Annotated in this window: 21 protein-coding genes; 11 read left to right on the forward strand and 10 right to left on the reverse strand. The window is 73.6% G+C overall.

The genetic code is table 11. The features are described 5' to 3' along the window. The first annotated feature begins 170 nt into the window (after positions 1-170). Both ACH4E7_RS35385 and ACH4E7_RS35390 read left to right on the forward strand, forming a co-directional pair. Positions 171-1,226, forward strand: coding sequence for a cytochrome P450 (locus ACH4E7_RS35385; RefSeq protein ID WP_396253277.1), 1,056 nt, complete (start codon positions 171-173; stop codon positions 1,224-1,226). Positions 1,227-1,273: 47 nt separating this feature from the next. Further along, on the forward strand, positions 1,274-2,281 hold the full coding sequence (locus ACH4E7_RS35390) for a JmjC domain-containing protein (protein WP_396253278.1): 1,008 nt from the start codon (positions 1,274-1,276) through the stop codon (positions 2,279-2,281). A gap of 41 nt (positions 2,282-2,322) precedes the next feature. Here ACH4E7_RS35390 and ACH4E7_RS35395 read toward each other — a convergent pair whose 3' ends face one another. After that, on the reverse strand, positions 2,323-2,811 hold the full coding sequence (locus ACH4E7_RS35395; RefSeq protein WP_396253279.1) for a hypothetical protein: 489 nt from the start codon (positions 2,809-2,811) through the stop codon (positions 2,323-2,325). A 460-nt stretch (positions 2,812-3,271) separates the two neighbouring features. Here ACH4E7_RS35395 and ACH4E7_RS35400 point away from each other — a divergent pair, with 460 nt between their 5' ends. After that, the gene (locus ACH4E7_RS35400; protein WP_396253280.1) at positions 3,272-3,649 is read left to right on the forward strand and encodes a DUF6193 family natural product biosynthesis protein; all 378 of its coding nucleotides are present in this window, start codon (positions 3,272-3,274) and stop codon (positions 3,647-3,649) included. Between the two features lie 19 nt (positions 3,650-3,668). Here the strand turns inward: ACH4E7_RS35400 and ACH4E7_RS35405 are convergent, their stop codons facing one another. Together ACH4E7_RS35405 and ACH4E7_RS35410 are read right to left on the reverse strand one after the other, a co-directional pair. Continuing rightward, complete coding sequence (locus ACH4E7_RS35405) at positions 3,669-6,881, reverse strand: type 2 lanthipeptide synthetase LanM family protein (RefSeq protein ID WP_396253281.1); 3,213 nt, start codon at positions 6,879-6,881, stop codon at positions 3,669-3,671. 124 nt (positions 6,882-7,005) lie between these two features. Continuing rightward, positions 7,006-7,185, reverse strand: a complete 180-nt coding sequence (locus ACH4E7_RS35410) for a hypothetical protein (RefSeq protein WP_396253282.1) — start codon at positions 7,183-7,185, stop codon at positions 7,006-7,008. 335 nt (positions 7,186-7,520) lie between these two features. Here ACH4E7_RS35410 and ACH4E7_RS35415 point away from each other — a divergent pair, with 335 nt between their 5' ends. Continuing rightward, positions 7,521-8,039: a histidine kinase gene (locus ACH4E7_RS35415; protein WP_396253283.1), complete on the forward strand. Its 519-nt coding sequence runs from the start codon at positions 7,521-7,523 to the stop codon at positions 8,037-8,039. A gap of 90 nt (positions 8,040-8,129) precedes the next feature. Here ACH4E7_RS35415 and ACH4E7_RS35420 read toward each other — a convergent pair whose 3' ends face one another. Continuing rightward, positions 8,130-10,508, reverse strand: a complete 2,379-nt coding sequence (locus ACH4E7_RS35420) for an FtsX-like permease family protein (protein WP_396253284.1) — start codon at positions 10,506-10,508, stop codon at positions 8,130-8,132. Further along, entirely contained in the window at positions 10,505-11,206 is a 702-nt protein-coding gene (locus tag ACH4E7_RS35425) for an ABC transporter ATP-binding protein (RefSeq protein ID WP_396253286.1), read from the reverse strand. The genes ACH4E7_RS35420 and ACH4E7_RS35425 overlap by 4 nt, the downstream gene beginning before the upstream one ends. A 207-nt stretch (positions 11,207-11,413) precedes the next feature. On the opposite strand from ACH4E7_RS35425, the gene ACH4E7_RS35430 reads away from it, so the two are divergent. Together ACH4E7_RS35430 and ACH4E7_RS35435 are read left to right on the forward strand one after the other, a co-directional pair. After that, positions 11,414-12,664: a sensor histidine kinase gene (locus tag ACH4E7_RS35430; protein ID WP_396253287.1), complete on the forward strand. Its 1,251-nt coding sequence runs from the start codon at positions 11,414-11,416 to the stop codon at positions 12,662-12,664. Beyond that, on the forward strand, positions 12,664-13,353 hold the full coding sequence (locus ACH4E7_RS35435; RefSeq protein WP_396253288.1) for a response regulator: 690 nt from the start codon (positions 12,664-12,666) through the stop codon (positions 13,351-13,353). Before ACH4E7_RS35430 ends, ACH4E7_RS35435 begins: the two co-directional genes overlap by 1 nt. 66 nt (positions 13,354-13,419) lie before the next feature. Here the strand turns inward: ACH4E7_RS35435 and katG are convergent, their stop codons facing one another. Beyond that, on the reverse strand, positions 13,420-15,636 hold the full coding sequence (gene katG / locus ACH4E7_RS35440; protein WP_396253289.1) for a catalase/peroxidase HPI: 2,217 nt from the start codon (positions 15,634-15,636) through the stop codon (positions 13,420-13,422). A gap of 269 nt (positions 15,637-15,905) precedes the next feature. Between katG and ACH4E7_RS35445 the strand changes: the two genes are divergently transcribed. From ACH4E7_RS35445 to ACH4E7_RS35460, 4 genes are all read left to right on the forward strand, one after another. Next, positions 15,906-16,319 (forward strand): Fur family transcriptional regulator, encoded by a 414-nt coding sequence (locus tag ACH4E7_RS35445; protein WP_396253290.1) that lies wholly within the window; start codon positions 15,906-15,908, stop codon positions 16,317-16,319. 73 nt (positions 16,320-16,392) lie between these two features. Then, a complete protein-coding gene (locus ACH4E7_RS35450) occupies positions 16,393-16,857 on the forward strand; it encodes an RrF2 family transcriptional regulator (RefSeq protein ID WP_396253291.1) in 465 nt (154 codons plus the stop codon). A 65-nt stretch (positions 16,858-16,922) separates the two neighbouring features. Then, positions 16,923-17,138 (forward strand): hypothetical protein, encoded by a 216-nt coding sequence (locus ACH4E7_RS35455; protein WP_396253292.1) that lies wholly within the window; start codon positions 16,923-16,925, stop codon positions 17,136-17,138. 317 nt (positions 17,139-17,455) lie between these two features. After that, entirely contained in the window at positions 17,456-18,544 is a 1,089-nt protein-coding gene (locus tag ACH4E7_RS35460; RefSeq protein ID WP_396253293.1) for a PP2C family protein-serine/threonine phosphatase, read from the forward strand. A 172-nt stretch (positions 18,545-18,716) separates the two neighbouring features. On the opposite strand, the gene ACH4E7_RS35465 is transcribed toward ACH4E7_RS35460, so the two are convergent. The 4 genes from ACH4E7_RS35465 to ACH4E7_RS35480 form a co-directional block, all read right to left on the reverse strand. Continuing rightward, positions 18,717-19,832 (reverse strand): substrate-binding domain-containing protein, encoded by a 1,116-nt coding sequence (locus ACH4E7_RS35465; RefSeq protein WP_396253348.1) that lies wholly within the window; start codon positions 19,830-19,832, stop codon positions 18,717-18,719. 32 nt (positions 19,833-19,864) lie between these two features. Beyond that, positions 19,865-20,929 (reverse strand): ABC transporter permease, encoded by a 1,065-nt coding sequence (locus ACH4E7_RS35470; RefSeq protein WP_396253294.1) that lies wholly within the window; start codon positions 20,927-20,929, stop codon positions 19,865-19,867. Next, positions 20,926-22,488, reverse strand: a complete 1,563-nt coding sequence (locus ACH4E7_RS35475) for a sugar ABC transporter ATP-binding protein (RefSeq protein ID WP_396253295.1) — start codon at positions 22,486-22,488, stop codon at positions 20,926-20,928. The genes ACH4E7_RS35470 and ACH4E7_RS35475 overlap by 4 nt, the downstream gene beginning before the upstream one ends. A gap of 97 nt (positions 22,489-22,585) precedes the next feature. Then, complete coding sequence (locus ACH4E7_RS35480; RefSeq protein ID WP_396253296.1) at positions 22,586-25,441, reverse strand: SpoIIE family protein phosphatase; 2,856 nt, start codon at positions 25,439-25,441, stop codon at positions 22,586-22,588. A gap of 170 nt (positions 25,442-25,611) precedes the next feature. Here ACH4E7_RS35480 and ACH4E7_RS35485 point away from each other — a divergent pair, with 170 nt between their 5' ends. After that, on the forward strand, positions 25,612-26,520 hold the full coding sequence (locus ACH4E7_RS35485; protein ID WP_396253297.1) for a cyclase family protein: 909 nt from the start codon (positions 25,612-25,614) through the stop codon (positions 26,518-26,520). Positions 26,521-26,568 lie beyond the last annotated feature (48 nt).

A 26,568-nucleotide genomic window follows, 5' to 3' on the forward strand; every position in this document is an offset into this window, starting at 1 on the left:
TTTTTTTTTTAACTGGGCGTTTTTTATTTTTTAAAATTTGGCGGGGGGGGGGGCCCCCCGGGGGGGGGCCCCCCCCCCCCCCGCCCCCCCCGGGGGGGGGGGGGGGGGGGCGGGCCCCCCCCCCCCCCGGCGCCGCATTTCATCGCCATTCCCATGGAGGCGGGATTCTCGTGCACGAAATAGCGCCGACCACGGCGCGCGACCATTCCGTCGTCTTCGCCCCGCGCATTCAGGACCTGCTCACCAGGGACGGGAAAGTATTCCGGATCGACGCCACCACGGTCGGCGTCTCCGACTGCGACCTGACGGCCCGTATCGTCGCGGCGCGCCCCGTGCTGTCGACGGAGCGCTCGGTCTACAAGCCCGCCGCCGGCGCCGACATCCCCCACGACAGCGCGACCCGGACGATCCGCGCGCTCGGGCAGGACGTCATGGCCGGCATCCGGACGCCGCCGCCCCCGGCACGCGGGCTGTCCGGCGGCTGGCCCTACGCGGCCACCTCGTACCTGCGCCGGTGGCTCTTCGCCTCCGACCCGCTGCCGGTCTCCCTGCTGTCCAAGCGCGGGATCACCCGCTCCGACACGCTCTCCCGGCTCGTCGACCGCGCCGTCACCGCCTGGCCGGGATCCGAGGCCCACGGCACGTCCACCGTACTCGCCGAGCTGATCCGCGGCGCCGCCGGCACCCAGGAGCGCAGGCAGGCCATCGCGATGTACCGGCGGGCGACGGCCACCCTCTGCGACGGCGTCGCCGCCCTCACCGGCAACGCCCTGTGGCTCATGGGGCGGACCGGGCGGACGGGGCAACCCGAGACCGACCTCACCGCGGCCCTGTGGGAGACCCTGCGGCTGCTCCCGCCCGCCTGGATGCTCTACCGCAAGGGCGGCGGGGCGTACACCGGACTGCACCCCGAGATCCGCCCCGAGGACAACGTCGCACTCCTCCCGCTGCTGATGCACCGCCACCCGGACTACTGGTCCGACCCGCTGGAGTTCCGGCCCGAACGGTGGGCCGGCGTGGCGGACCCGGAGAAGACACCGGGATTCATGCCGTTCGGCTTCGACGGCGCCCGCTGCTGGGCCAAGCACCTGGTCGTGCCGCTGGCCGAGCGCCTGCTGACCGTCGCCCTCGACCATCGGCTCACCATCCGCGCGCCCCGCCAGGACGCGCCCGTTCCCCTGCGCTCCCTGCTCTCCGTACGGTTCGAGGCGGAAGTCGGGGCATGAGTCAACCGCCCGGGAGCACCAAGCACCCCGACCCCACGGGACACCCCATGGAATCGCCCACGCTGGCCGCCTGGGTCGGCGACGTCGACGGCTTCGCCGGCCGCCGGTGGCAGCGCGAGCCCGCCGTCTTCACGCCGGAGACACTCGCCTCCCCGTTCGACCTCGACGCCCTGGACGCCGCCTTCGACGGCGGACTGCTGCGCACCCCCTACCTGGAGATGGTCCGCTCCGACAAGGTCACCATCCCGACCGAGGCCTTCACCACCTCCCGCGTGGTCAACGGCGTCCGCTACGACGGCTTCGCCGACCGCGCGAAGGCCCTCGCCCTGCTGCGCACCGGGGCGACCCTGCTGCTGCGCTGCGTCGACCAGTGGCACCGACCCACCGGCGAGCTGGTGGCCCGGCTGTCCGATGAACTGGACCGGCGGGTGGAGGCGTTCTTCTTCGTCACGCCCGCAGGCGCCCAGGGGCTCGCGGTGCACCGGGACGACGCCGACGTGTTCGTCCTCCAGGCGGCCGGACGCAAGACCTGGTACGTCCACGCCGCGCCGGCGGCGGCGGACTGGCGACTGGGAGAACTCCCGGACGGCGAGCGCTCCCCGCTGCTCCTGAACACCGTCCTCGAACCCGGCAGCGTGCTCTACGTCCCCCGCGGCTTCGCGCACCGCGCGGTGGGCGCCGCCGGCCTCTCCGCCCACCTGTCACTGACGATCCGCGACCTCTCCGTGCAGGACCTGCGGGCGACCCTGGCGGAGCGGCTGTGCGAGGGGCTGGACCTCCCGGCCCGTCCCCTGGGCGAGGCCGCGATCGCCGAGGCCTGCGCCGCGCTGCTCGGCCACGCCCGGGCGCGACTCGACACCACCGCCCCGGAGGAGGTGCTGGGCGCCGCCCGCGCCGCCCGGGAGCGGCGGCCCGTCGCGAGGACGGAGGCGGAGACGCTAGCCGGGGCCGCCCGTGACTGGGAGACCGGTGAACCGGCCGCCGGGCGCGCCGGGTTGGCCTCCGTCGGCCGCACCTGGCGCAGGCTGCGCTCGGCGGCACGCACGGCGCACTGACCCCACCGGCGGGACGGCACCGCGGCAGCTCCGGCGGGCGGTCAGTCGGTCGGCGGGAAGGTCACGTGCTCGCCGCACCGGACCAGGAAGCGCCAGGACTCCTCCTCCGAACCCGTCGGCAGGACGTCGATCCTGATCCCGTGGTCCAGGGTGATCCGCAGATCGCCCTCGGGCGCCCGGTCCACCGACAGCACCCGGGGCGCTTCCCTGCTCAGGAACTCCCGCAGGGCATCGGCGCCGCGGTCGTAGCGGAGCCGGTCGCCCCCGCCCTGGACCCGTACCAGGTCGTCGGAGCCGAGGAGGACCTTCCCGTGCCGGACGATCCGGAACGGGCACTGGGCGTGCACGGCGAAGCCGCTGCCCGTCGACACCTCGCCGGAGTCGCCGAGCGGCCATGAGATCATCTCGCCGAAGTCGACCACGCCCATGCCGCCGAACCGGTAGACGTCGACCCATACTTCGCCGACCAGGCGCCGCAGTACCAGGTCCTCCGCGCTCCCGCGGTCACCGGGTTCCTCGTTGATTCGCATACCCGCCATCGCGGTTCATCCGGCCCGCCGCGTCTCCCCGGTTTCCGCGCGGTGCCGGGCGGACGGCCGTTGCCGCCCGCCCGGCAGGAGCGCGGTACGGCGGACTGCGGCCGCAGCCGATCCGCACGCGGGCAGCCCTCACCGCCGGGTGGGCAGGTGGGGTCGACAGCGGTGCCGGTGGGCTCTCTGCGAGGGGCGGGCTGCCGGTGCGGACCCCGATCCTGGCAGCGGTCCGCAGGGCCGTCCGGCGTGTCCCGGCCAGTCTCACCCGATCAGGGCGATTCCGTGTCGGTGACGGCTGGTTGGTGAATGTCGATCACCGGTTAGGTCCGCTATGTTCGATTCCGGGAGGGGGTGGGGCACACTGCTCGGCATGTGATCTGACGATCAGAAGGATTCCCCGCCCAAGCCCGTCCTGCCGGACTTCCTCGCAGCCCTGGCCATCGGGCCGGAGGCGGCGGTGGAGGCGCGCTGGAAGGGAATCATCCCGTTGTGGGAGTGGAGGCGGCGGGCTGCGGGGCACGGTCCCGGCAGCTGCTGCGACGGCCTGGTGCGCCTGCTGAAGGCCTCCCACTCCGAGCCCCGGCTGCGCCGGCTCCTCCCCTGGACCAGCCACTACAACCTGTGCTTCAGCCTGTCGACGACCTTCCCGTGGGTGCCCGACGGCATCCCGTTCACCGAGCCGCTGTACGGCGGCGGCTGCTGCGTGCGGCACCCGTACAGTTTGGACGTGATCGGCACGCCCGGCACCCCGGAGGAGGCCGTCGCCCTGCTGGTCGAGCACCTCCCGCCGGACCTCGGGCCGGTGTTCAACCACCCGCCGGAGCCGCATCCGTAGAGCCACGGGCAGGGCAGGATCACGGAGTCGGCGGTTCGAGGGCGAGGACGGACGGGGTGGTGCCCGGGGCGGCGAGCCGGAGCAGCCCGTGGCCGATGCCGGCCAGGCCGACCATGAGGGAGGGGCTGTGGACCCCGTACGGAAGGCCGCAGGCCCAGCCCCGGGCCTCCAGCGCGTCGAGGGTGGCGTGGGCCTGCCGCTCGGCGGTGGCCTGCCAGGAGCCGCCGGCGAGGTGGAGGGCCTCCAGGTTGCCGAGATCGCCGTGGCAGAGCGAGGAGTTGTGGCCGAAGCCCTCCCGCAGGACCGTACCGAGCGCGGTGTCGCGTTCGGCGAGGAGCGACTCGCTCGCCTCGGGCAGGAGTCGGGCGAGGGCGGTACGGGCCAGCGCGATGCCCGAGGCGCCGTGGCACCAGAGCGCGGGGTAGCCGGGGCCGTCGGGGCCGCCGTCCTCGCGGACGTCGCGCCAGTTGGCGGCGGCGGCGTCGAACAGGGTGCGCTCGTACGCGACGGCGGCGAGGGCGAGTCGGGGCAGGCGGGGGTCACCGAGTCGGTGTCCGGCCCGGGCCAGGGCCCAGGCGATGCCGGAGCCGCCGTGGGCGAAGCCCGCGAGCGGGCGGGTGGCAGTGCCGGCCAAGGAAGCGGGCAGCCAGCCGGCGCCACCCTCGGGGTGCGGGGCGGATGCCTGGACGAGGCGTTCGGCACAGGCCGCGAGCGCGTCGGTGACGGCGGGCCCGGGGCGGACGGCCACCCAGGCGAGCAGGCCGCCGATGGTGCCCGCGTTCCCGGCGAGGAGGTCGTACTGGGTGTCGCCGGCCGCGGTCGCCGCGATGCGGTCGAGGACCAGGGAGCCGAGCGAGTCGAGTTCGGAGTCCGGATGGTGGGCGGCGAGTTGGGCGAGTGCGTAGAGCACGCCGCCGGTGCCGGACAGGCCGCCGCCGAGGCGGTCGACGCGCCGCCGGATCTGCCGACGGAGCGTCAGTTCGGCGGCGGAGGCCGCCGCCCGGTGTTCGCGGTCACCGGTGGCGGTGGCGAGCTGGTGGAGGAAGAGGGCCACCCCGGCCGTGCCGCTGTACAGGTCGGGGCCGAGTTCGGCGGGTGCCCAGCGGCCGGGCGGGGCCCAGTTGGGCCCGGTCCAGGCGAGGTCGACGCTGCCCCGGTAGGCCTCGCGGAGCAGCTGCTCACCGGCCTCGACGGCCTCGACGAGGGCGCGGGCCGCCAGATCCGCATCCGGCTCGGCGCGCCCCTGCCCCGGCTCAGCGGGCACGTCGCGCCGGGCGGCGGCGACCGGTCGGCTCGGCTCGCGCGCCCCGTCGGCCGTCGTCACCGAGAGCCGCAGGAGCTGGAGTTGGCGGGCGAGGTCCTCCTCACCGAGGGCGTCCGCCTTGGCGAGCGCGAGGTCGAGGGCGGGTCGGTCGGTGATGCCCGGGATGAGGGCGCCGGTGGACGACCGGGCGTCGACGCTGTCGGGGCGGATGGTGAAGACGGGGACGTCGCCGCGCCACAGGTCGGCGCGCTCGTGGGCGACGAAGGCGAGAGCGTGCTCCTCCCAGCCGACGAGCGCCCAGATCCGGTCGAGGTGGCGGTCCTGGTCGAGGGCGTCGCGCAGGAGGTCGGGGTGGCAGGCGGTGTTGAGCAGACTGCGGTACTCGTACGTGTCACGGCGCAGGAGGCGCGTCTCGTCGGCCGCGAACGCGCGCAGCAGAGAGCGGAGTTGCTCCCTGTCGGCGGCAAGCAGCCGATAGGCCTCGGTAAAGCCGTCCTCCAACTCCCCCAGGCGGTCGGCCAGTCGCAGCGGCCGCCCGGCCGGAGCGGGTCGGCTGCCTGGTGCTTCCACCGGCAACCTCCGGTATTCCAGACGGAGTTCGTCCGTCCCCTGGCCGACCAGGACGGGCGCGGGGCGGGGCGGGAGGCTGGACGGGTCCCAGCCGAGGGCGGAGAGGTCGGTGCCGCCGTTGCCCTCGTCCCACATCCGTTCGGGGAGCAGGCCGGAGCGCAGCACCGAGTGTCGGGCCTGGTGGCGGGCGAGCCGCTCGGACTCGGACAGGTCCTTGGTGGGCTCGCGCAGGTCGGGGTGGAGGACCGCCTCCAGGTCGATCAGCACGGGCTGGTCCCGGACGGCGAGCAGGTTCTGGGCGTGGCAGTCCACCGCGTCGAGGACGTACATCAGCGCGGCGAGGGTGCCGGCGCGGTGGTAGAAGGCGCTCAACTCGTCGGCGTCGCGGGCTGGTTCGGCGGAAATGTGCTCCACCCAGCCGTAGCCGTCGCGGGCCAGGTGGGTGAGGTCGCGCAGGGGCAACCGCAGCTGCGGGTTGAGCCAGTGCAGGATCTGCTGGACGTGGGTCTCGGCGCCGAGCGGCCGCGGCTTGTAGACGATCCGCAGGCCGCGCTCGAAGCACAGTGAACTGACCGTGGCACCACCGCGGTGCGGGTCGCCGAGGCCGGTGGCGAGTCGGGTGAGCCGGCCGAGCGGGCAGCCGTCGGCGAAGGTGCGGGCGAGGGCGGGCAGGTCGGCGGCGAGGCGGCGGAACAGGGTGAGGGTGGTGCCCGTCCACTGCTCGGCGGCGATGGTGAGGCGGAAGGCCAGGACGGGGTACTCGGCGAGGAGTCGGAGCGCCCGCTCGGGCCGGGTGAGCCGGTCGAGGAAGTCGCGGTAGCGCGACTCGGGGGTGTCGCCGGTCAACTCGCCGGTGAGGCGGGCGACATGGAGTTCGGTGATGACGGTCCGGGTCGCCATCCCGTGGGCGGTGGCGGTGAGCGCGGGGAGGGCGAGCGCCGCCAGCTCCTCGGGGGTGCCGAGGGCGGGGGCGCCCAAGGCGGCCAGTCCGGCGCACAGACGGTCGCGGGCGTCGGCGAGCAGCGGGGCGACGAGGCGGGCGAACTCGTGCTCCTCGGGGACGTCCAGGGTGGCCGCCCGGACGAACGCGGTAGCGAGTTGCTCGGCCCACGAGTGGGACCCCAGACGGGCGGCGAGCGCGTCCGGGTGCTCGGCGAGGAGGGCGCGCACGGCGTCCGGGTCGAGGGCGTCGGCCGCGAGGCGGCGCGCGAACCAGTCGGCCCGGTCGAACGGCGCCTGGGCGTGCCAGCGCTCCAGCTTCCGGGCGGCGCGCTCACGGCGTTCGGTGCGGTCGGCGTCATCGACGGGCTCCGCATCGGGCCCTTCCGGCGCCCGGCCGCGGGCGCTCAACGGGACGGCTCGGGCGGCAGCCCGCAGGAGTTCGGACGCGTCGACCACGGGGCGGTGCTGCCTCTCTGCTCTGTCTGCTCTGCGCTGTCCCTCGAACGGGGCGTGAAGTACCCAGTCCGGCGCGGACCCCGGCCGTAACGACCGGGACCGGGGTCCGCGCCGGGCCCCGGGCTCAGTAGCTGCAGACGCGCCCGCAGCTGGACCAGCCGTCACAGGTGGAGTTCCGCACCGCGGCGGTCACGTAGAGCTCGTCCGAGAGCTCCCCGGCCGGGTGGACCTGGTGGCCCTGGCCGAGGGTGAGCCGGAAGTCCTCGTCCTTGAGTGCGCGAACCTGCTCAGCCGTGGGCTGCATGCTGCCTCCTCAAAACGTTCGGGTCCGGCACGGGTGTGCCGGATTCGGATCGTGGCAGCGCCCCTCGCGGCGCACCAGTGGCATGCACACCACCGGTCCTTGTTTCGGTCAGGATCGAACCGACGGGAGCCCGGCCGCCCCGCCCCGTCCCCCATGGCCGAGCACCGCCCGTGCCCGCCGCCCGACCGTTCGGGAGGCCCTGCACACCTGGCCGAAATACAGGCGGTTGCGCCCAGGTGGACCGCAGCCCGGTTTGAACCGGCCGCTCCTGTGGCAGCGCCCCGTACCGGAGGTCACGATGGAGACCCGAGCGCCCCCAGCCCGATCGGAGTGCGATGAGCGAGCAGCACAATCTCGTCCTGCTGACCTTTCCCGGCGCCACCACCTGGCGCTCGGCCTTCGACGAGGCGCAGCACCTGCCGGGCCTGCGGCTGGCGGCGGCACTGGAGCGCAGTGCCGACGGCGTGCTGGCGGTGCGGGACACGTACGCCAAGGGCGCGGGGGTGGCCACCGTCGGCTCGGGGCTGCTGGGCGGGCTGGTGGGGCTGCTCGCCGGCCCGGTCGGGATGCTGCTGGGGTTCGCGGCGGGCGCGGCGCTGGGCAATGCGGCCGAGGAGCGTTACGCGAACGAGGCCGGTGCCGCGTTGATCGTGCTGTCGCCCCGAGTGCCGGACGGCGGCGCGCTGATCGCCCTGGAGATGCGGGAGGCCTCCCCCGGCCCGGCCGACGAACTGGCCGCCGAGCACCGGGTGATGGTCGAGCGGATCGACGAGCAGACCTTCACCGAGCAGGTCCGGGCGGCGGAGAAGAAGGCCGAGGAGCAGAAGGCCGGGGAGCAGAAGGCCCGGGAGTAAGGGCGAAGAGGGGGACGGGGAGTCCTGAGCTCAGGCCATCCGGTACAGCACCGGCATCGAGCCCGTCCGGTTCCGTCGATGCCACACGTGTCACTCCGCCCGCAGCGCGTCCACCGTCCGCGCCCGCGCCGCCCGTACGGCGGGCAGCAGGGCACCGAGCAGGGCGATCAGCACCCCGCCGAGGCCGAGCAGGAGGAGCGTCGCCGTGCCGAAGACGTCCAGGGCGGAGGCCGGGAAGTTCAGCCCGGCGCTGTGGCCCATCGCGGGCACCGTCACGCCGTGCAGCAGCAGCCCCACCGGCAGGCCGATCGCGCCGCCGACCGCTCCGACCAGCAGCACCGAGGCGAGGACGACGCCCACGGTCTGCGCCGGGGTCATGCCGAGGGCCTTGGTGACGCCCATGTCCCGGGTGCGCTCGCGGGTCTCCAGCACGACGGTGTTGAACACCCCGAGCCCGGCGACCGCGACCAGGAGCACGGTCAGGGTGGCGGTGAGCGAACTGAGCGCGAGGGCCGAGTCGGCGGTGTGCTGCGGCAGGCCGTTCTCGGCGGTCTGGCCGAGCGGGGCGAGCGCGCTGCCGAGGGCGGTGGCGTAGGCGGCGTGGTCAGTGCCGGGCTTGAGCTTGACGAACCACTGGTCGGGCACGGGCGCTGTACCGCCCTGGAGGCTCGCGGCGTCGGTGAACAGCTCGTTGGTCTGCACGTGCGGGTCGAAGACCTCGCCGACGATCCGGACGGTGACCGGTCGGCCGTGGGTGGTGAAGGTCACCTGGTCGCCGAGCTTCACCGAGGCCTCGGTGAGGAAGGTGACGGGGGCGACGGCCTCGCCCGGGCCCTGGTACCAGCGGCCGGAGACCATCCGGTAGCCGGCCCAGGAGGAGTCGCCCCGGAACACGGTCACCGTGGCGGTCCCGGCGACGCCGGGGACCGTGACGTCCTCCGTCCCGACACCGTAGTAGGCCGCGGTGCCCGGCTGGGCGGTCAGGGCGGCGGTGACGGCGGCCGGGTCGGCCCCGGCCGGCTTCGCCGGAACCGCCCCGGGTGGACCGACCTGCCGTACGGGCTCCACCAGGACGTCCGCGCCCGCGTGGTTCTTCGCCTCCTGCACCCAGTTCAGCGTCCCGCCCATGCCGACCGCGAACACCGCGGCCGCCGTGCCGAACAGCACGGCCGCCAGCATCCCGGCGGCCCGGGCCGGGCGGGCGAAGGGCTGGGCGAGGCCGAGGCCGAGCGGCCGGGGCAGCGGCAGCCGGGCCGCCAGGGCGGCGGCCCGCCGGGCGACGGCGTCGCGCCGGGTGCCGCCCGCCGTACGGCCGACGGCCAGTGCGTCCACGGTGCGCAGCCGTCCGGCGCGGGCGGCGGCCGCCCAGGCGACCAGGGCGACGGCGGCCAGCGTCCCGCCCGCCACCGCGACGTCCACCCAGGGCGCGACGCCCGAGGCGTTGGTGCCGTAGAGGTTCCCGGCGGTGGCGAGCACCGGGACGGTCAGCACATTGCCGACCACCACCCCGAGCAGGGTGCCGACGGTGGCCGGGACCAGCGCCTGGGCGACGTACGCGCGCACCACCTGGCCGGGGGTGCAGCCGATCGCCTTGAGCACCCCGATCCGCCGGGTGGCCGTGCCGACGGCGCCGGCCACCACATTGCCCGCGACCAGCACCGACATCGCCATGCCGAGCAGGCCGAAGGCGACCATGAAGGGCAGGAACAGCGCGGTGTTGCGGTCCGAGCCCTGCTTGGCGGTGAGCCAGGACTGGGCGCCGGTGAGCGCCCCGGCGGGCGCGGCGGAGGCGACGGCGGCCCGATCGGCGGTCATCGCGTCGGCGGTGCCGGCCTGGGCGAAGCGGTAGAGCATCTCATAACCGGGGGTGGTGCCGGGCGCGGTGAGGGCGGGGATGGCGTCCGGGGTGACCCAGGCGTCGGACGTACGGCTGACGGACCGGGCGAGGCCGACGACCGTCAGCGAGGGCGCGCCCGGCAGGGCGGGCAGGCGGAGGGTTCCGCCGATCGGCACGCCCGGGTTCCCGTACCCGGCGGCGAGCACCACCTCGCCCGGCTCGGTCGGCCAGCTCCCCTGCATCAGCGTGACGTCGTCGACGCCGCCGGCGGCCGAGGCGCGGCCGGTGAGCGTCATCGGCGACATCGTCAGGCCCGCCGGGACGGAGGAACCGGGGCCCGGCTCGGGGTCGACGGTGACGGTGCGAAAGGGGCCGGCGGTGGCCGTCACCCCGGCGGCGTGCCCGGTGGCGGCGAGCTGGTCGGCGCTCGCCCGAGTGCCGTCGAAGCGCGCGGTGAGGTGAGCGCCGTGCTGGCCGTCGAAGGCCTGGTCGAAGGGGGCCTCGGAGGCGACCAACAGCGAACCGCCGAGGACGGAGCAGGTGGTGGCCACCATCGCGGCCAGCCCGACCGCGACCGACTGGGTCCGGCGCCTGCGCACCCCGGCGCGGACGACGCGGCCGAGCGCGGTCATGCCGCCACCTCCGCCGAGCTCGCCGAGTCCGACTCGACCCGGCCGTCCCGCATCCGGACCGTGCGGGTGGCACAGTCCTCGGCGAGCTTGAGGTCGTGGGTGACGATCAGGATGGTCTGGCCGTCCTGGTGCAGCTCGCGGAACAGCTCCTTGACGTCCTCGCCGGAGGCCGAGTCCAGCGCACCGGTCGGCTCGTCCGCCAGCAGCAGGGTCGGTCGGTTCATCAACGCCCGCGCCACTGCGACGCGTTGGCGCTCGCCGCCGGAGAGCCGGCCCGGGTGGGCGCGGGCGTGCCGGTCGATGCCGAGCGACTCCAGCAGCTCGGCGGCCCGGTACCGGGCGTCGGAGCGCGGGACGCCGGCCAATTCGCCGGCCAGCACCACGTTGTCGGCCACCGTGAGGTCGTCCAGCAGGTTGAAGAACTGGAACACCATGCCGATCGTGCCGCGCCGGTAGCGGGCGGAGGCCTTCTCGTTCAGCCGGTCCACCCGGACCCCGGCCACGGTGACCGTCCCCGCGCTCGGCCGGTCCAGCCCGGCGACCAGGTTCAGCAGGGTGGACTTGCCGCTGCCGGACGGGCCGAGCACCGCCACCGACTCCCCCGCCCGCACGCTCAGCGTCACCCCGTCCAACGCCGCCCGCACGCCCTCGTAGTGGCGGCTCACACCGCTCAGCTCGATCACCGGATCGCTGCTCATGTCCCCGCTCCTCGCCGTGTTCCGCCTGGTGACGAGGAAGAAGGTACGAACGGGCGGCCCGCACCCGCGTCCGCCGCCGACGGCATCTTCCGTACCGCGTCGGGCGGACCTCACGCGGCGTCATCCTTCCGAGGTAGTCGCCCGGTGTACGGGCTGCCGCCGGACGCGGGGCTGTCCCGGGCGGCGGCCGACCGTCACAATGTCCCGGTGATCAAGGTGCTCAACCACCCGGCGGTGCAGCGGCTGCGCACGGCGGCGGCCCGACTGAGCGGCGACCCGGGCGCGGCTCCCCCGCCCCGGCCGACCCGGCGCGGCCAGCTCTTCGACGCGCTCCTGGCCCTCTTCCTCGCCTTCACCTCCGGCCGCTACGCCACCATCGCGGGCCACCCGCGAGACGGCACCTGGCACGGGGTGCTGTTGCTCGTCCCGCTCGTCCCGCTGCCGCTGGTGCTGCGCCGCCGCTATCCGCTTCCGGTGCTGTGGACGGTGCTGCCGGCCGCGTTGCTGGTGCGGTCGCAGTCCCAGGACATCGCGTACTCAGCGGGTGTCGCGGTGATCGTCGCCGCCTACAGCGCGGCCGCGTACGGGCGCCGGCCGGCCGCCGTGCTGCCCAACCTGCCGGTCGCCGCCGCCGCGTTGGTGGTGCTGTTCAACGACGCCAAGCTGCCGCACTTCTCGAACGGGGTGATCGCCGTCCTGGTCCTGGTGCCGGTGTTCGCGGTCGCCTACGAACTGCGGATGTGGCGCCGCCGGGTGAACGAGGGGCGGGAGCGGCTGTCCGCCCTGGAAAGCGCGCAGCTGGCCGCGCTGCAGCGTGCGGTGGAGCTCGAACGGGCGCGCATCGCCCGGGAGTTGCACGACGTCGTGACCCACAACGTGAGCATGATGACGATCCAGGCCGGGGCCGCCCGCAAGATCCTGGACACCGCCCCGGACAAGGCCCGCGCGGCGATGGCCGCGGTGGAGTCCGGCGGGCGCGCGGCGATGACCGAACTGCGGCACGTGATGGGCCTGTTGACAATCGACGAGGGCACCGGGGACAACCCGGCAGCCAGCGCCGACCTCAGCCCGCAGCCCGGCCTCGGCCGGCTCGACGCCCTGGTCGAGGGCGTCCGGCAGGCCGGCCTGCCGGTGGAGCTGACCGTGCGCGGCGAGCGCCGGGCCGTCCCACCCGGGGTCGAACTCGCCGCTTATCGGGTCGTCCAGGAGGCGCTGACCAACACCGTCAAGCACGCGGGCGGCGCCGACGCCGCGGTCACCGTCGAGTACGCCCCCGACCGCCTGCGGGTGGAGGTCACCGACACCGGCGGCCGCCCCACCGGTGCCGCCGCCACCGGCAACGGGCGCGGCCTGCTCGGGCTGCGCGAACGCCTCGCCGTCTACGGCGGCACACTGCATACCGGTCCCCGGCCACGCGGTGGCTACCGCGTCACGGCCTCGATACCGCTGGAGAGTTGATGAACGAACAGCCGTTGCGCGTGGTGGTGGCCGACGACCAGGCCCTGGTCCGGACCGGGTTCCGGCTGATCCTGGAGTCCGAGGGGATCGAGGTGGTCGCCGAGGCCGAGGACGGCGAGCAGGCGGTCGCCGCCGTCCGCCGGACCAGACCGGACGTGGTGCTGATGGACATCCGGATGCCCGGCCTGGACGGATTGGAGGCCACCCGCCGGATCCTCGCCGACGGTGCGCAGGACGCACCCCGGGTGATCATGCTGACCACCTTCGACCTGGACCACTACGTCTACGCCGCGATGGCCGCCGGGGCCAGCGGCTTCCTGCTCAAGGACGTCACCCCGGAGCACCTGGCCGCCGCCGTCCGGCTGGTCCGCACCGGCGACGCGCTGCTCGCGCCCGCGATCACCCGCCGCCTGGTCGAGCGCTTCGCCCGCCCGGCGCCCCCGGAGGCCGCCGCCCCGCACCGCGAGCTGGCCACCCTCACCCCGCGCGAGTTGGAGGTGATGACACTGCTCGCCCGGGGCCTGAGCAATGCCGAGCTGGCCGCCCGGCTGCAGCTCTCCGAGGCCACGGTGAAGACCCATGTGGCCCGGATCCTCGGCAAGTTGGGGCTGCGGGACCGGGCCCAGGCGGTGGTCGCGGCGTACGAGACCGGGCTGGTCAGCGCGGGCTCCGCGCCCGATCCGCGCTGACCCGCGACAACACGCAATGGGAGCCCGGGGGTCGATGCCCCCGGGCTCCCGTCTAGGTCAGCCCTGTCACACCAGGTCGAAGCGGTCCGCGTTCATGACCTTGACCCAGGCCGCGACGAAGTCCGACACGAACTTCTCCTTGGCGTCGTCGCTCGCGTACACCTCGGCGACGGCCCGCAGTTCGGAGTTCGAGCCGAAGACCAGGTCGGCGCGGGTGCCGGTCCACTTGACCCGGCCGGAGGCGTCCCGGCCCTCGAAGGTGTGCGCGTCCTCCGAGGTGGACTTCCAACTGGTGCCCAGGTCCAGCAGGTTGACGAAGAAGTCGTTCGTCAGCACGCCCGGGGTCGCGGTGAGGACACCGTGCGCGGACTGCTGGTGGTTGGCACCCAGCACGCGCAGACCGCCGACCAGGACGGTCAGCTCGGGCGCGCTGAGGCCCAGCAGGTTCGCCTTGTCGAGCAGCAGGAACTCGGCCGGCAGCCGGTTGCCCTTGCCGACCCAGTTGCGGAAGCCGTCGGCCTTCGGCTCCAGTGCGGCGAAGGACTCGGTGTCGGTCAGCTCCTGCGGGGCGTCCACCCGGCCGGGCGAGAACGGCACCTCGACGGCGAGGCCGGCCGCCTTCGCGGCCTGCTCGATGCCGACGCCGCCGGCCAGCACCACCAGGTCGGCCAGCGAGACCTGCTTGTCGCCGGCCTGCGCGTTGAACTCCGCCTGCACGCCCTCCAGGGCACGCAGCACGGTGGCCAGGCGGTCGGGCTCGTTGACCTCCCAGCCGGCCTGCGGCTGCAGCCGGATCCGGCCGCCGTTGGCTCCGCCGCGCTTGTCGCTGCTGCGGAAGGAGGAGGCCGCGGCCCAGGCGGTGGAGACCAGCTCGGAGACCGACAGGCCGGTGGCGGCGATCCGCCGCTTGAGGTCGGCGACGTCCGCCGGCTCGACGTTCCCGTACGAGACGGCCGGCAGCGGGTCCTGCCAGAGCAGTTGCTCGCTCGGGACCTCCGGGCCGAGGTAGCGCACGATCGGGCCCATGTCGCGGTGGGTCAGCTTGAACCAGGCGCGGGCGAAGGCGTCGGCGAACTGGTCCGGGTTCTCCAGGAAGCGGCGGGAGATCGGCTCGTAGACCGGGTCGAAGCGCAGCGACAGGTCGGTGGTGAGCATGATCGGGACGTGCCGCTTGCTCGGGTCGTGGGCGTCCGGGACGGTGCCCTCCCCGCCGCCGTCCTTCGGCTTCCACTGGTGGGCGCCGGCCGGGCTCTTGGTGAGCTCCCACTCGTAGCCGAACAGCGTCTCGAAGAAGCTGTTGTCCCAGGTGACCGGGGTGGGCGTCCAGGCGCCCTCGAGGCCGCTGGTGATCGCGTCGCCGCCGACACCGGTGCCGAAGGCGCTCCTCCAGCCGAGGCCCTGCTGCTCGATCGGCGCGGCCTCCGGGTCCGGGCCGACGTTGTCCGCCGGGCCGGCGCCGTGGGTCTTGCCGAAGGTGTGGCCGCCGGCGATCAGCGCGACGGTCTCCTCGTCGTTCATCGCCATCCGGTAGAAGGTCTCGCGGATGTCGCGGGCGGCGGCGATCGGGTCCGGGTTGCCGTTGGGGCCCTCGGGGTTGACGTAGATCAGGCCCATCTGGACGGCGGCCAGCGGGCTCTCCAGCTCGCGGTCACCGGTGTAGCGCTTGTCGTCCAGCCAGGTGGTCTCCGGGCCCCAGTAGACGTCCTCGTCCGGCTCCCACTCGTCGACCCGGCCGCCGCCGAAGCCGAAGGTGTCGAAGCCCATGCCCTCCAGGGCGACGTTGCCGGCCAGGATCATCAGGTCGGCCCAGGACAGGCTGCGGCCGTACTTCTTCTTCACCGGCCAGAGCAGACGGCGGGCCTTGTCCAGGCTGGCGTTGTCCGGCCAGCTGTTCAGCGGGGCGAAGCGCTGCTGGCCGCCGCCGGCGCCGCCGCGGCCGTCGCTGATCCGGTAGGTGCCGGCGCTGTGCCAGGCCATGCGGATCATGAACGGACCGTAGTTGCCGTAGTCGGCCGGCCACCAGTCCTGCGAGGTGGTGAGCACTTCCTGGATGTCGCGCTTGACGGCCGGGAGGTCGAGGGAGTTGAAGGCCTCGGCGTAGTCGAAGTCCCCGCCCAGCGGGTTGGCCACGGCGGGGTTCTTGGCCAGGATCTTCAGGTTCAGCCGCTCCGGCCACCACTGGCGGTTCCCGCCGCCCTGGGTGGGGTGAAGCGCGCGCCCGTGGTTGACCGGGCAGCCCTCCGCGCTCGCCTCAACGCCGGTTGCATCGTGGTTCTCAGACATGGGAATCCTTCCCTACAAGGCGGATCACGGTGTCTATCTGCTACCTACGGCACCAACTGCTGCTACCGCTGTGTACTGCTGCTACTACCGGGTATCGCTGTCTATTGCTGTGTGCTGCTGCTACCCAGGCTAGCGCCGGAGCCGATCCTACGATGGACGCAATCCAAGTCAAGAAAGACACCAAATTCATATCCGTTCGGGAACCGGACCATGGAGGATGTGTATTGGTAAACTCCGGTCTCCCCCATGACCTGAATAGGTGAACCGATATGAGTGACCTGCTGGAGCGGCTGCGCGGGCGCGGCTGGCGCCTCACCTCCCAGCGGCGCGTCGTCGCCGAGGTCCTGGACGGCGAGCACGTGCACCTGACCGCGGACGAGGTGCACGCCCGGGCGGCCGAACGCCTCCCGGAGATCTCCAGAGCGACCGTCTACAACACCCTCGGCGAACTGGTCACCCTCGGAGAGGTCGTCGAGGTCTCCACCGACGGGCGCGCCAAGCGCTACGACCCCAATGCGCACCACCCGCACCAGCACCTGGTCTGCACCGGCTGCGGCGCCATCCGCGACGTCCACCCGATCGGCAACCCGCTCGCCGACCTCCCGGCCGACCAGCGCTTCGGCTTCGCCGTCTCCGGCGCCGAGGTCACCTACCGGGGGCTCTGCCCGTCCTGCGCGGGCTGATCGTTTCGACTCCCCGCTTCGCCGTCCGGTCTTTCGCCCCAGAACCTGGATGTGCAGTGTCCTGGTTATGCGGATGGGCGAGGGAGTCGAGTGGGGCCTGCACTGCTGCCTCGCGCTGGCCTGGCTGGGCGACGAACACCCCGTCCCGACGGCCCGGTTGGCGGCCTGGTTCGACCTCCCGCCCGCCTACCTGACCAAGCGCCTACAGGCACTGGTCCGGGCCGGCATCCTCGGCTCCACCCCCGGCGCCCGGGGCGGCTTCCGACTGGGACGGCCGCCCGAACAGATCACGCTGATGGACGTGGTCGCCGCCATCGAGGGCCCCGACGACCTGTTCCGCTGCACCGAGATCCGGCAGCGCACCGAGGGCGCCGCGGCCGCCGCCGACGACTTCCGCCGCCCGTGCGGGGTGTCCACCGCGATGCGCCGCGCCGAACTGGCCTGGCGGCGCGAGCTCGCGGGGCAGACCGTCGCCGACCTGATGGCGGCCGCGCCCGTCGGGCGGCGGAGCGCACCCGGCGGCACTATGAGCGACTGACGGGCTGATCCACCCCCGTTTCCAGCCGTTTTCACCTGCGCGACTTCCTTGTGAGGAGAACCTGGATGTCTGATGTCCTGATTTCGGCCGTCGCGCTCGCGGTGCTGGCCTGGCTGGCGGGCGTCCGGGTCCGGTTCGAGACCGGGGAGACGGTCGACCGGACGGCGCCCGGGCACCGGCCACCACCGCGATCCACGTGTCGGGTGTGCCGCGCCCATGCGGTCGCGTGCTCGCTCGACTCCGTCGGCGGGCGGCAGTGGCTGGTGTGCCCTGATGATTGATGTATGCGTGTACAGGCGGATCACGGACCGGCTGACGCCCGCCACTCGGAGTTCGGGGTCACACCGCCGCACGTCGCGGCGCCCTCTGCGGCTGTCGGACTCCCGCCGCCGTCCGGGCGGATGCGCTCCGGCGTACTACCGATGGATCCGCCGCTCCTGGGGCCGCGTCGGTCCGCTTCGCCCGCCCGTGCCCGGCCGGTTCGCCGCGGCTTGCCGTTCGACCGGGCACACCGCCACCGGAGCGCGCGGTGAGGCTCCCGGGCCGCGGCGGGGCCACCCGGCGCCGGACGACCGGGCCGGGCGGGACGGAGCCGCAGGTGCCCGCCCCGCCGGCCTGGATACGCTGGCTGCCGGCCATCTATGTCGCGGCCATCCTGGCGCTGGAGCCGATCACTCCCGTGCAGTGGCCGGTGAGCTTTCTGCTCATCGCCCTGCCCGTCGTCGCCGCCTACGCCCACGGTCCCGCCTTCGTCGCCGCCGTCACGGTCTTCGCCGTGCTCTTCGAAGGCGTCCTGGCGGGCACTCCGTGCTGTGCCGGCCGCGACGTGGGTTATCTGTGGGAGCGCCACTACGTGGCCACCTACTTCTCCACGGCATTGGTCGGGATGCTGGGCGCCCTCCTGGCCGCCCACCGAACGCGCCGGGAACGCACCCTAGCCACCGTACGCTCGGTGGCCGAGACGGCGCAGCGCGTGCTGCTGCGTCCGGTCCCCCACCTCCTGGGCCGCATCGGCATCGAGACCTTGTACCTGTCGGCAGCCGCGGAGGCCCGGATCGGCGGCGACCTCTTCGAGGCGATGAGCACCGCACACGGTGTGCGCCTGCTGATCGGCGACGTCCGGGGCAAGGGTCTGCTCGCGGTGGAGACGGCCGCGGCGATGCTGGCCGCCTTCCGCGAGGCCGCCTACGACGAGCCCGATCTGCCCGCGATAGCGCGGAGATTGGAGAGGAGCATGAGCCGCCGGGCCGCCCAGCTCCCCGGCAGTGAGGAACGCTTCATCACCACTGTGCTCGCCGAGATCCCCGGCGACGAACCCGTGGTCCGCATCGTCAACTGCGGTCATCCGCCGCCGCTGCTCATCGACCGGGGCCGGGTCAGCGCACTGGCCCCGTGTGATCCGTCACCGCCTCTCAACCTCGGTGTGCTGCTCGGCGGCGACTACCACGTCGACGTGGAGCCCTTCCGTCCGGGCGACCGGCTGCTGCTGTACACCGACGGCGTGACCGAGACCCGCGACCGCACCGGAGCCTTCTACCCGCTCACCCAGCGTGTCCGCCACTGGACCGCCCTGCCGCCACGCGAGCTGCTGGACCGCCTGCACCAGGACCTGCTCGCGTACAGCCGAGCCGGCCTCGACGACGACATCGCCGTGCTCGTCGCGTACCGGCTCCCCGACGGGGAATAGCCGGGCCCACCCGCCGAGCCCGTCCGGGACGAGTGGAAGCGCGGGCTCGGCGGCAGCGACCGCGGCGGCGACACCGTGGGCGGCGGCGCCGGGCCACCACCCGCGGCAGCCCCTCACCGACGACCGCGCCGGCGCGGACCGATCACACGGGCTCCGTCGGCACCGCCCTCCGCTACCCGCCCCAGATCGTCCGGTACGCCTGGCGGTAACCCGACGGGTCCCATGAGGTCGCTCCGCCGCTGTTGGCGGCCGTGGCGATGTGGACCGGGGCGACGTAGCCGCTGGCGGGCTGGTGGGAGAACGCGCGGTTGAACTCGTCGACGATCTGCCAGCCCTGTTCGGTGAGGGGTTCGGGGACGGTGGCGGCCTGGAACTGCCTGCTGTCGATGCGCTGGAAGGCCGAGGGGTCGCCGTCGCCCGCGCCGATGTTGTACGGGGCGGCGTTGCCGGGCCTGCCGGCCGCGCGCAGGGCGGGCGCGGCGTCGGCGAAGTACAGGTCGTTGATGGCGACGGAGTGCGTCCACTGGCCCTGGAAACGGGCGAGGAGGGCGGAGACCTCCTGGGGAGTGCGGCTGGTCGCGTCCGGGATGGGGATGTTCTCGGAGGCCAGCAGTCTCACGCCGGGGCAGGTGGCGAGTCCGTCCTTGATCAGTTGGGACTTGGTCTTGGCGAACGGGACGGAGTCGTCGGTGAAGACGACGACTCCGGCGGTGCCGTTGGAGTCCGCGATGACCCAGTCCGCGCTGAGCCGTGCGACGTCCCCGACGTTGGTGGTGATGTTGCTGAAGAGCGGGGGGTTCGTGCTCGGCCCGGGGGCCGCGACCGCGTGCCAGCCGATGAGCGGGATGTGTGCCGTGTCGGCCTGCGCGACCTGCTGCGAGGTCAGGCCCGGGTCGAAGCCACCGATGACGATGCCCGAGGGCGCGAGGTTCACCGCCTGGCCTAGCGCCGCCTGGATGCCGGCGGGCGTGCCCTGTCCGTCGATCACCCGGACGCTCCAGCCGATGACCGCCGCGGCCTCGACGACGCCCCTGGCGACGCCCGCGACGCCGGGGTTGGTCATGGTCTGGGCGACGTAGACGATGGTCCTGCCGGGAACCGCCCTGGGGCCGCTGGTGGGGCCGTTCCAGGGGACGTCGACCTGCTCGGCCTGCTGGACGTTCGCCTTCGCCTTGGCGAGGGTGGCCGCCGGGCAACCCGCCCTCGACGGCCCTGCGACCGGGGCCCCGGTCCCGGTCGACACGCCGCGCTGGCAGCCGTCCAGGGCGGTGCCCGCCGTTGCCAGCATGACTGCCGCCAGCACGGTCGCGGCACCGCGCTTCACGGCGTGTCCCGGGAGGATGCCACGTCCGTCGACGGCGGCGTGAGCGGACGGCGGGTCCCGGCGCCGCCGGCGCGCAGCCGGCGGCGTGCGGAGTAGCCGGCCAGGCCGACGGCGAGGAGCAGCGTGGCGCCGTTGAACAGCGGCACGGCCCAGAAGTCGGCGCCGAGCTGCCCGATACCGGCCAGACCGATGGCGAGGACGGCGACGGCGACCACGGTGCCCAGGGTGTTGGCGCGTCCGGGTTTGATCGCGGTGGAGCCGAGCAGCGCGCCGACGAACGCGGGCAACAGGTACTCCAGGCCGACGCTCGGGTTGCCGATCTGCTGCTGCGCGGCGAGCAGGACCCCGGCGAAACCGACGACCAGGCCCGATCCGGCGAAGGCGTAGACGCTGTAGCGGCGGGTGGGGATCCCGACGAGTTCGGCGGCGCGCGGGTTGGAGCCGATGACGTACAGGTACCGGCCGAGCGGCAGCCGCTCCTGTAGGAGCCACAGGACGGCCGCGAGCGCGAGCACGTAGGAGGCGGACACCGGCAGTCCGAGGAATGTGGAGTCGTAGAGGTCGGTGAAGGCGACCGGCAGGCCGCCTGTACCGGGGAGGACCCGGGCGCCGCCGGTGATCCAGCCGGTGAAGGCGTACAGGATGCTGCCGGTGCCGAGCGTGGCGATGAAGGAGTCGATCCGCCCGAACTCGACGATGACGCCGTTGAGGGCCCCGAAGGCCGCTCCGCCCAGGATCACGGCCAGGCAGGCGAGCGGCCAGGGCCAGTCGCCGTCGACGATGAGCCGCAGCACCGCGACGTGCCCGAGGCCGAGGCCGTAGCCGATGGACAGGTCGAATTTGCCGGTGGCGATGGGGATCGTCACACCGAGCGCGAGGATGGCGGGGATCGACTGGTTGGACAGGATCGAGGAGACGTTGTCGAGGGTGGGGAAGGTGTTCGGCAGCGCGACGGAGAAGACCAGGAACAGCAGGACGGCGAGGGCCGGCAGGCCGTAGCTGCCGATCAGGTGCCCGCGCCGGCGGCCCTGCGGGGATCGGCGGAAGGGGGGCGCGGTCATCGGCCTGTCGCACGCCTGTCACCGTCACCGCCGGTGACGGGAGGCATGGCCGAGGCGGCGGAGGTGAGTTCGGTGACGGTGAGGGCCGCACCGGCCAGCTCGGCGGTCACGGTCCCGCGGACGAACACCAGGGCACGGTGGCACACGGTGGCGACCTCCTCGAAGTCGGTGGAGCTGAGCAGGACCGCGAGGCCGTCGGCCAGCGCCCGGTCGAGCAGGCGGTAGAGCTCGGCCTTGGCGCCGACGTCGACGCTGGCGGTCGGCTCTTCGAGGATCAACAGCCGCCGGCGTACCCGGAGCCATCGGCCGACCATGATCTTCTGCTGGTTCCCGCCGGACAGCGTGGCGATCGGAGCCTCGCTGTCGCGGGGGTGCACCGAGAACCGCTCGATCAGGGCGGCGGCCTGGGCCCGCTCGCGCCGGGGGCTGATCCAGTGCAGCGCCGACCGGCCGCCCGCCCGGGGGTTCGCCAGAAGGTTCTCGCGGACCGTCAGTTCGGGGGCGCAGCCCTCCTCCTGACGGTTGCCGGTGACCAGGCCGACGCCGGAGTCGACGGCACCGGCCACCGTGTGCGGGGTGTACGGGCGGCCGTCGAGCAGGGCCCGCCCGCCGAGGATCGGCTGGGATCCGGCGAGGGCGCGGCCCAGGTCGAGGTGGCCGGCGCCGGTGAGGCCCACCACGCCGAGGATTTCACCGGCGCGCAGCTTCAGGCTGACCGGCCCGGCGTTCGCGGTCCGCAGCGCGTCGAGGCTCAGCACCACCGGGCTCTCGGCGGGGGCGACCGGGGCGGCCCGGTGGCTGACCGGTTCGCGGCCCACGATGTCGTGGACCAGGCGCCGGCGGCTGTGGCCGGCGAGCGGGCCGGAGCTGATCAGCCGGCCGTCACGCAGAACGGCGAAGGTGTCGGCGACCTGGTAGACCTCGTCGAGCCGGTGGGTGACGTAGACGATGCCGTGCCCCCGGTCGCGCAGGGAGCGCAGGACGGCGAAGAGCCGGGCGCAGTCCGCGGCGGGCAGGCTGGCGGTCGGCTCGTCCAGGACGATGAGCTCCGCCCGGGTCGCCAGCGCGCGGGCGATGGCGACCAGCGAGCGCTCGGCGGGGGCGAGGTCGGCGATCCGCGCGTCGGCGTCGAGGTGCCCGGCGATCAGGGCGAGGGCGTCGGCGCAGCGCTCCCGGGTCCGCCGCCAGGAGACCAGTCCGTGACGGCGCGGGTAGCCGACGACCAGGGCGATGTTCTCGGCGACCGTCATCCACTCGACGAGACCGAGATCCTGGTGGATGAAGGCCATATGACGAGCGGCGGCCTCGGTGCCGAGCGGGTGCCCGGCCACCGTCACCTCGCCCTGGTCCGCGTGGTGGATCCCGGCGAGTGTCCGGATGAGGGTGGACTTGCCGGCGCCGTTCGGACCGAGCAGGGCCAGGACGCTGCCGCGATGGATGTCGAGGTCGATCCCGGCCAGCGCGGGAGTGCCGCCGAACCGTTTGCCGAGACCGCGGATGCGGACGAGTGGGCCGCGGCGCGCGGGTGGGCCCGCCAGGGGGTCGGGGGTGTCGTGCATGGACCACCGTTCCTACCAGCTCGGCCCGGCCGCCGTGGTGTTGACACGCCACGGCGGCCGTTGATGTCCGGAGGTCGGGCGATGTCCGGAGGTCGGGTCATTCGATTTCGGGGATGTCGGCGAACTGGTTCTCGAAGAAGTGGCTCTCGAAGAGGTCGGGGACTCCGTCGGACGACTCCAGGGCGCATTCGGCCCAGATGACCTTGCCCCTGGCCGTGTAGCGGGTGCCCCAGGCCTGGGTGAGCTGGGCGACGAGGAACAGGCCGCGGCCGCCCTCGTCGGTGGTGGCCGCGTGGCGCAGGTGGGGGGCGGTGCTGCTGCCGTCGGAGACCTCGCAGATCAGGGCGCGGTCGTGGATCAGGCGGACCTGGATGGGCTCGATGCCGTAGCGGATGGCGTTGGTGACCAGTTCGCTGAGCAGCAGTTCGGCGACGAAGGCGACCTCGTCCAGTCCCCAGTCGCTCAGGCGGCGGGCGGCGGCGGCGCGGATGTCGCCGACGCGGGCCGGGTCGGCGGGCAGGTCCCAGGTGGCGATCCGACCGGGGTCGAGGGCGTGGGTGCGGGCGACGAGCAGCGTGACGTCGTCGGCCGGGTGCTCGGGTACCACGGCCTCCACGACCGTGCCACAGGTGTCCTCGGGTGAGCGGTTCGGGTGGGCCAGGGCGGTGCGCAGGCGGTCGAGGGCCGCGTCGGGGTCGCGGCGGTGGTCGTCGAGGAGTCCGTCGGAGTAGAGGACCAGCTGGCTGCCTTCGGGCAGGTGCAGCTCGGCGGTTTCGAACGGCAGACCGCCCAGGCCGAGCGGGGGCCCGGCGGGGAGGTCGGGGAGGATGACCGTGCCGTCCGGGTGGACCACCACGGGTGGCGGGTGACCGGCGCGGGCCAGCGTGCAGCGCTGCGAGGTCGGGTCGTAGACGGCGTACAGGCAGGACGCGCCGATGATGCCGTCATTGCCGGTGGCGGGCTCCGCACCGTCCTCGTCCCGGTCCAGGCGCCCCACGAGGTTGTCCAGGTGGGTGAGGAGCTCGTCGGGGGCGAGGTCCAGTTCGGCGAAGTTGTGCACGGCGGTGCGCAGGCGGCCCATGGTCGCGGCGGCGTGCAGTCCGCGGCCGACGACATCGCCGACGACCAGGGCGACCCGGGCACCGGAGAGGGGGATGACGTCGAACCAGTCCCCGCGCACCCCGGACTCGGCGGGCAGATAGCGGTGGGCGACCTCGATGGCGCTCTGCTCGGGCAGGCTGCGCGGGAGCAGGCTGTGCTGCAGGGCCAGGACCATGGCGTGTTCGCGGGTGTAGCGGCGGGCGTTGTCGATGCAGATGGCGGCGCGGGTGGCCAGCTCCTGGGCCAGCGAGCGGTCGTCGTCCCCGTAGGGGGCGGGGTTCCGGGCGCGGTAGAAGCCGGCGATGCCCAGCACGACGCCGCGGGCCAGCAGTGGGACGGTGATGAGGGAGTGGACGTCGTTCGCGAGGAGGCGCTCGGCCGCCTCGGGGTCCTGCGAGATCCAGCCGGCGGCCCTGCTCAGATCGGGCTCCAGCACCGCCTGCCCACTCGCCAGGCAGCGGCGATGGGGCGTGGTGGGGCTGAGGTCGACCCGTTCGCCGACCGGGTAGAAGGGGCAGTCGGTGCGGATGCCGTGGACCACCGTGCGGTGCAGCTCGCTGCTGGGGTCGGTGGGCTCCTCGCCGCGCAGGACGGTCTCGGGCAGGTCGATGGTGACGTAGTCGGCCAGCCGCGGGACGGCCATCTCGGCGAGTTCCCAGGCGGTGCGGGTCACGTTCAGGGTGGTGCCGATGCGGGTGCTGGCCTCGGACAGCAGCTCCAGGCGGCGGCGGGCCGCGACGGCGTACTGTCCCACGCCCGGCTCGCCCACCAGCAGCAGCCTGGTGGCTGCGCCGCGCCCGGGGGCGGACGGCACCTCGGCCCTGCGATCCGACGCGCCACCCCCGGGGTGCCGGAGCGGTGGGACGGCGGTGGTCGTGGCGGGCGCCGGGCGGCCGACCGGCCGACCGGCCTGGTCGGGGGCGACGAGCTGGGGCAGCGAGTCGCCGTGCAGGATCGCCTCGATGACGAAGCCCTCCACCCCGGACGGGCTGGCCACCGGACGGCTCAGCAGGGTGACTTGCCGGCCCTGGGAGAGGGTCACCTCGACCGCGGTGCGGCGGGCCGAGGAGATCAGGTCGGTGGCCATCTGTTCGAGCAGGATCTGGTCGTGCCGGTCCAGCCCGCTTCGGGACAGCTCGTCCATCCCGACCAGGCACCCGTCCCCGGCCGGCTGGTCGGTCTGGGCGCGGCGCCTGGAATCGAGGTACGCGCGCAGCAGGGTGCGCTCTCGCGCCGAGCTCTGCGCCAGCAGGCGCCGCTCGATGGCGGTGGCGGCCTTGCGGATCAGGTCCTCCATCTGCGGGTCCGCGTAGGCGGGCGGATAGGCGAAGCAGAGGACACCCTCGATCCGTCCACTGAGGGGGTCGCGGACGGGAATCGCCGTACAGGCGTTCGACTGGCCGCGCTCGGCGAAGTGCTCGGCTCCGGAGACCTGGATGAGCCGCCGTTCCGTGAGCGCCAGCCCGATGCCGTTGGTCCCCCCGTACTGCTCGGCGAACACGAAGCCCGGGACGCTCTGGACCGCGGGCAGCTGCCTGACCATGGACGCTTCGCCGAAACGGCGCTGCAGCACCGCCCCGTCCCCGTCGGTCAGGGCCACGTTCATCCGACTGCCGGCGAACCTGGATGCCAGCCGGTCCAGCACGGGCCTGGCCGCACGGACCAGCCGGCCGTCCAGATCGATGTCCGGTCGGTACGGGAGCTCGGACCCGTCCGGGGAGATCCCCATCGACTGACAGCGCTGCCAGGAGTTCAGGATCATGCTCCGCACGCCACCCTCGACCGGTTCACCGAGCATGAACCGCTCACGGGCCCGTACGGGGCCTATCCCCACCTCATCCGAAGCCGTCATGACCGCCACAGCGCTCACATTTCCGCAGAGCTGCACCCTTCGATGCAATATTAGGACTTTGCCCGTTCTGCGGTGCTTGTCACCGGATCGCGCACACCCCCCGAGCACGGTGGCGGTATTGCGACCGTCACCGCATCATCGGCAGAGCGGGGGACGGGTTGAGGAGTGCCATGGCCAGTGTCAACGGGCCGACGATGACCCGCGACGAGTTCGACGCGCTATTCCGGCAACTGCGCCGCGACCACCTCCCCGGGCCGGTCGACGGGACGCGACGGGTGGCGGCCGCCGGACTCGTACGCACGGGTGAGGTCGTCGCCATGGGGCGACCGTGGGACAGCGTGCCGGGGCCCGACAACCGCAGGCCGGCCTTGCACCAGATGACCGAACTGGCGGACGTCACGGCCCCCGAGCCGACCGTGCACCGGGACTTCATCGCCTCCGACTACCACGGCAAGGCGCAGACGCACCTGGACGCGCTCTGCCACATCGCGTACGGCGGACTGCTCTTCGCGGGAGTGCGGGCGCGGGAGGTGTTCTCCTCGCAAGGTGCCGCCTACGGCGCGGTGACCGACCTGCTGCCCGGGCTGGTGGGGCGAGGAGTCCTGCTGGACGTGCCACGCCTGCGTGGCCGTGCCTGGCTGGAGCCGGGAGAGGCGATCGGCGGCCCGGAGCTGCTGCTCTGCGCCGAGGAACAGGGCAGCCCGCTCCACCCCCAGGACATCCTCCTGGTCCGCACGGGCCACCTCGCCCGACGGCGGCGGCTGGGCGCGTGGGACCCGGACGACCTCAGCGCGGGGCTGCATCCCGGCGCGATGCGCGTGCTGGGCGAGTCACAGGCCTCGGCACTGGGCAGCGACGGCGACAGCGACATGCGCCCGAGCCCCGTCGACGGCGTCCACTCGCCGGTCCACGTGCTGGCCATCACCGCCCTGGGCCTGCCGCTGATCGACAACCTCGACCTGGAACCGTTGGCCGAAGCGTGCGCCCGCACCTCACGGTGGGAGTTCCTCTTCGTCGCCGCGCCCCTGAACATCCCCCGCGGCACCGGCTCCCCGGTCAATCCGCTCGCGGTCCTCTGAGCGCTCGCGGTGCTCTCGGCGGGGCTCGGAGCCGGCCGTGCCCCGGGC

Origin of the sequence: Kitasatospora sp. NPDC018058 (assembly GCF_044327205.1) — a bacterium.
Classification (GTDB): domain Bacteria; phylum Actinomycetota; class Actinomycetes; order Streptomycetales; family Streptomycetaceae; genus Kitasatospora.

Excerpts from the sequence above, each read along its gene's own strand:
- ACH4E7_RS35485 (WP_396253297.1), top strand. The coding sequence starts at position 25,612 with ATGGCCAGTGTCAACGGGCCGACGATGACCCGCGACGAGTTCGACGCG.
- katG (WP_396253289.1), bottom strand. The coding sequence starts at position 15,636 with ATGTCTGAGAACCACGATGCAACCGGCGTTGAGGCGAGCGCGGAGGGC.
- ACH4E7_RS35445 (WP_396253290.1), top strand. The coding sequence starts at position 15,906 with ATGAGTGACCTGCTGGAGCGGCTGCGCGGGCGCGGCTGGCGCCTCACC.
- ACH4E7_RS35455 (WP_396253292.1), top strand. The coding sequence starts at position 16,923 with ATGTCTGATGTCCTGATTTCGGCCGTCGCGCTCGCGGTGCTGGCCTGG.
- ACH4E7_RS35415 (WP_396253283.1), top strand. The coding sequence starts at position 7,521 with ATGAGCGAGCAGCACAATCTCGTCCTGCTGACCTTTCCCGGCGCCACC.
- ACH4E7_RS35420 (WP_396253284.1), bottom strand. The coding sequence starts at position 10,508 with ATGACCGCGCTCGGCCGCGTCGTCCGCGCCGGGGTGCGCAGGCGCCGG.
- ACH4E7_RS35395 (WP_396253279.1), bottom strand. The coding sequence starts at position 2,811 with ATGCGAATCAACGAGGAACCCGGTGACCGCGGGAGCGCGGAGGACCTG.
- ACH4E7_RS35450 (WP_396253291.1), top strand. The coding sequence starts at position 16,393 with ATGGGCGAGGGAGTCGAGTGGGGCCTGCACTGCTGCCTCGCGCTGGCC.
- ACH4E7_RS35410 (WP_396253282.1), bottom strand. The coding sequence starts at position 7,185 with ATGCAGCCCACGGCTGAGCAGGTTCGCGCACTCAAGGACGAGGACTTC.
- ACH4E7_RS35480 (WP_396253296.1), bottom strand. The coding sequence starts at position 25,441 with ATGACGGCTTCGGATGAGGTGGGGATAGGCCCCGTACGGGCCCGTGAG.
- ACH4E7_RS35475 (WP_396253295.1), bottom strand. The coding sequence starts at position 22,488 with ATGCACGACACCCCCGACCCCCTGGCGGGCCCACCCGCGCGCCGCGGC.
- ACH4E7_RS35425 (WP_396253286.1), bottom strand. The coding sequence starts at position 11,206 with ATGAGCAGCGATCCGGTGATCGAGCTGAGCGGTGTGAGCCGCCACTAC.
- ACH4E7_RS35390 (WP_396253278.1), top strand. The coding sequence starts at position 1,274 with ATGGAATCGCCCACGCTGGCCGCCTGGGTCGGCGACGTCGACGGCTTC.
- ACH4E7_RS35435 (WP_396253288.1), top strand. The coding sequence starts at position 12,664 with ATGAACGAACAGCCGTTGCGCGTGGTGGTGGCCGACGACCAGGCCCTG.
- ACH4E7_RS35470 (WP_396253294.1), bottom strand. The coding sequence starts at position 20,929 with ATGACCGCGCCCCCCTTCCGCCGATCCCCGCAGGGCCGCCGGCGCGGG.
- ACH4E7_RS35465 (WP_396253348.1), bottom strand. The coding sequence starts at position 19,832 with ATGCTGGCAACGGCGGGCACCGCCCTGGACGGCTGCCAGCGCGGCGTG.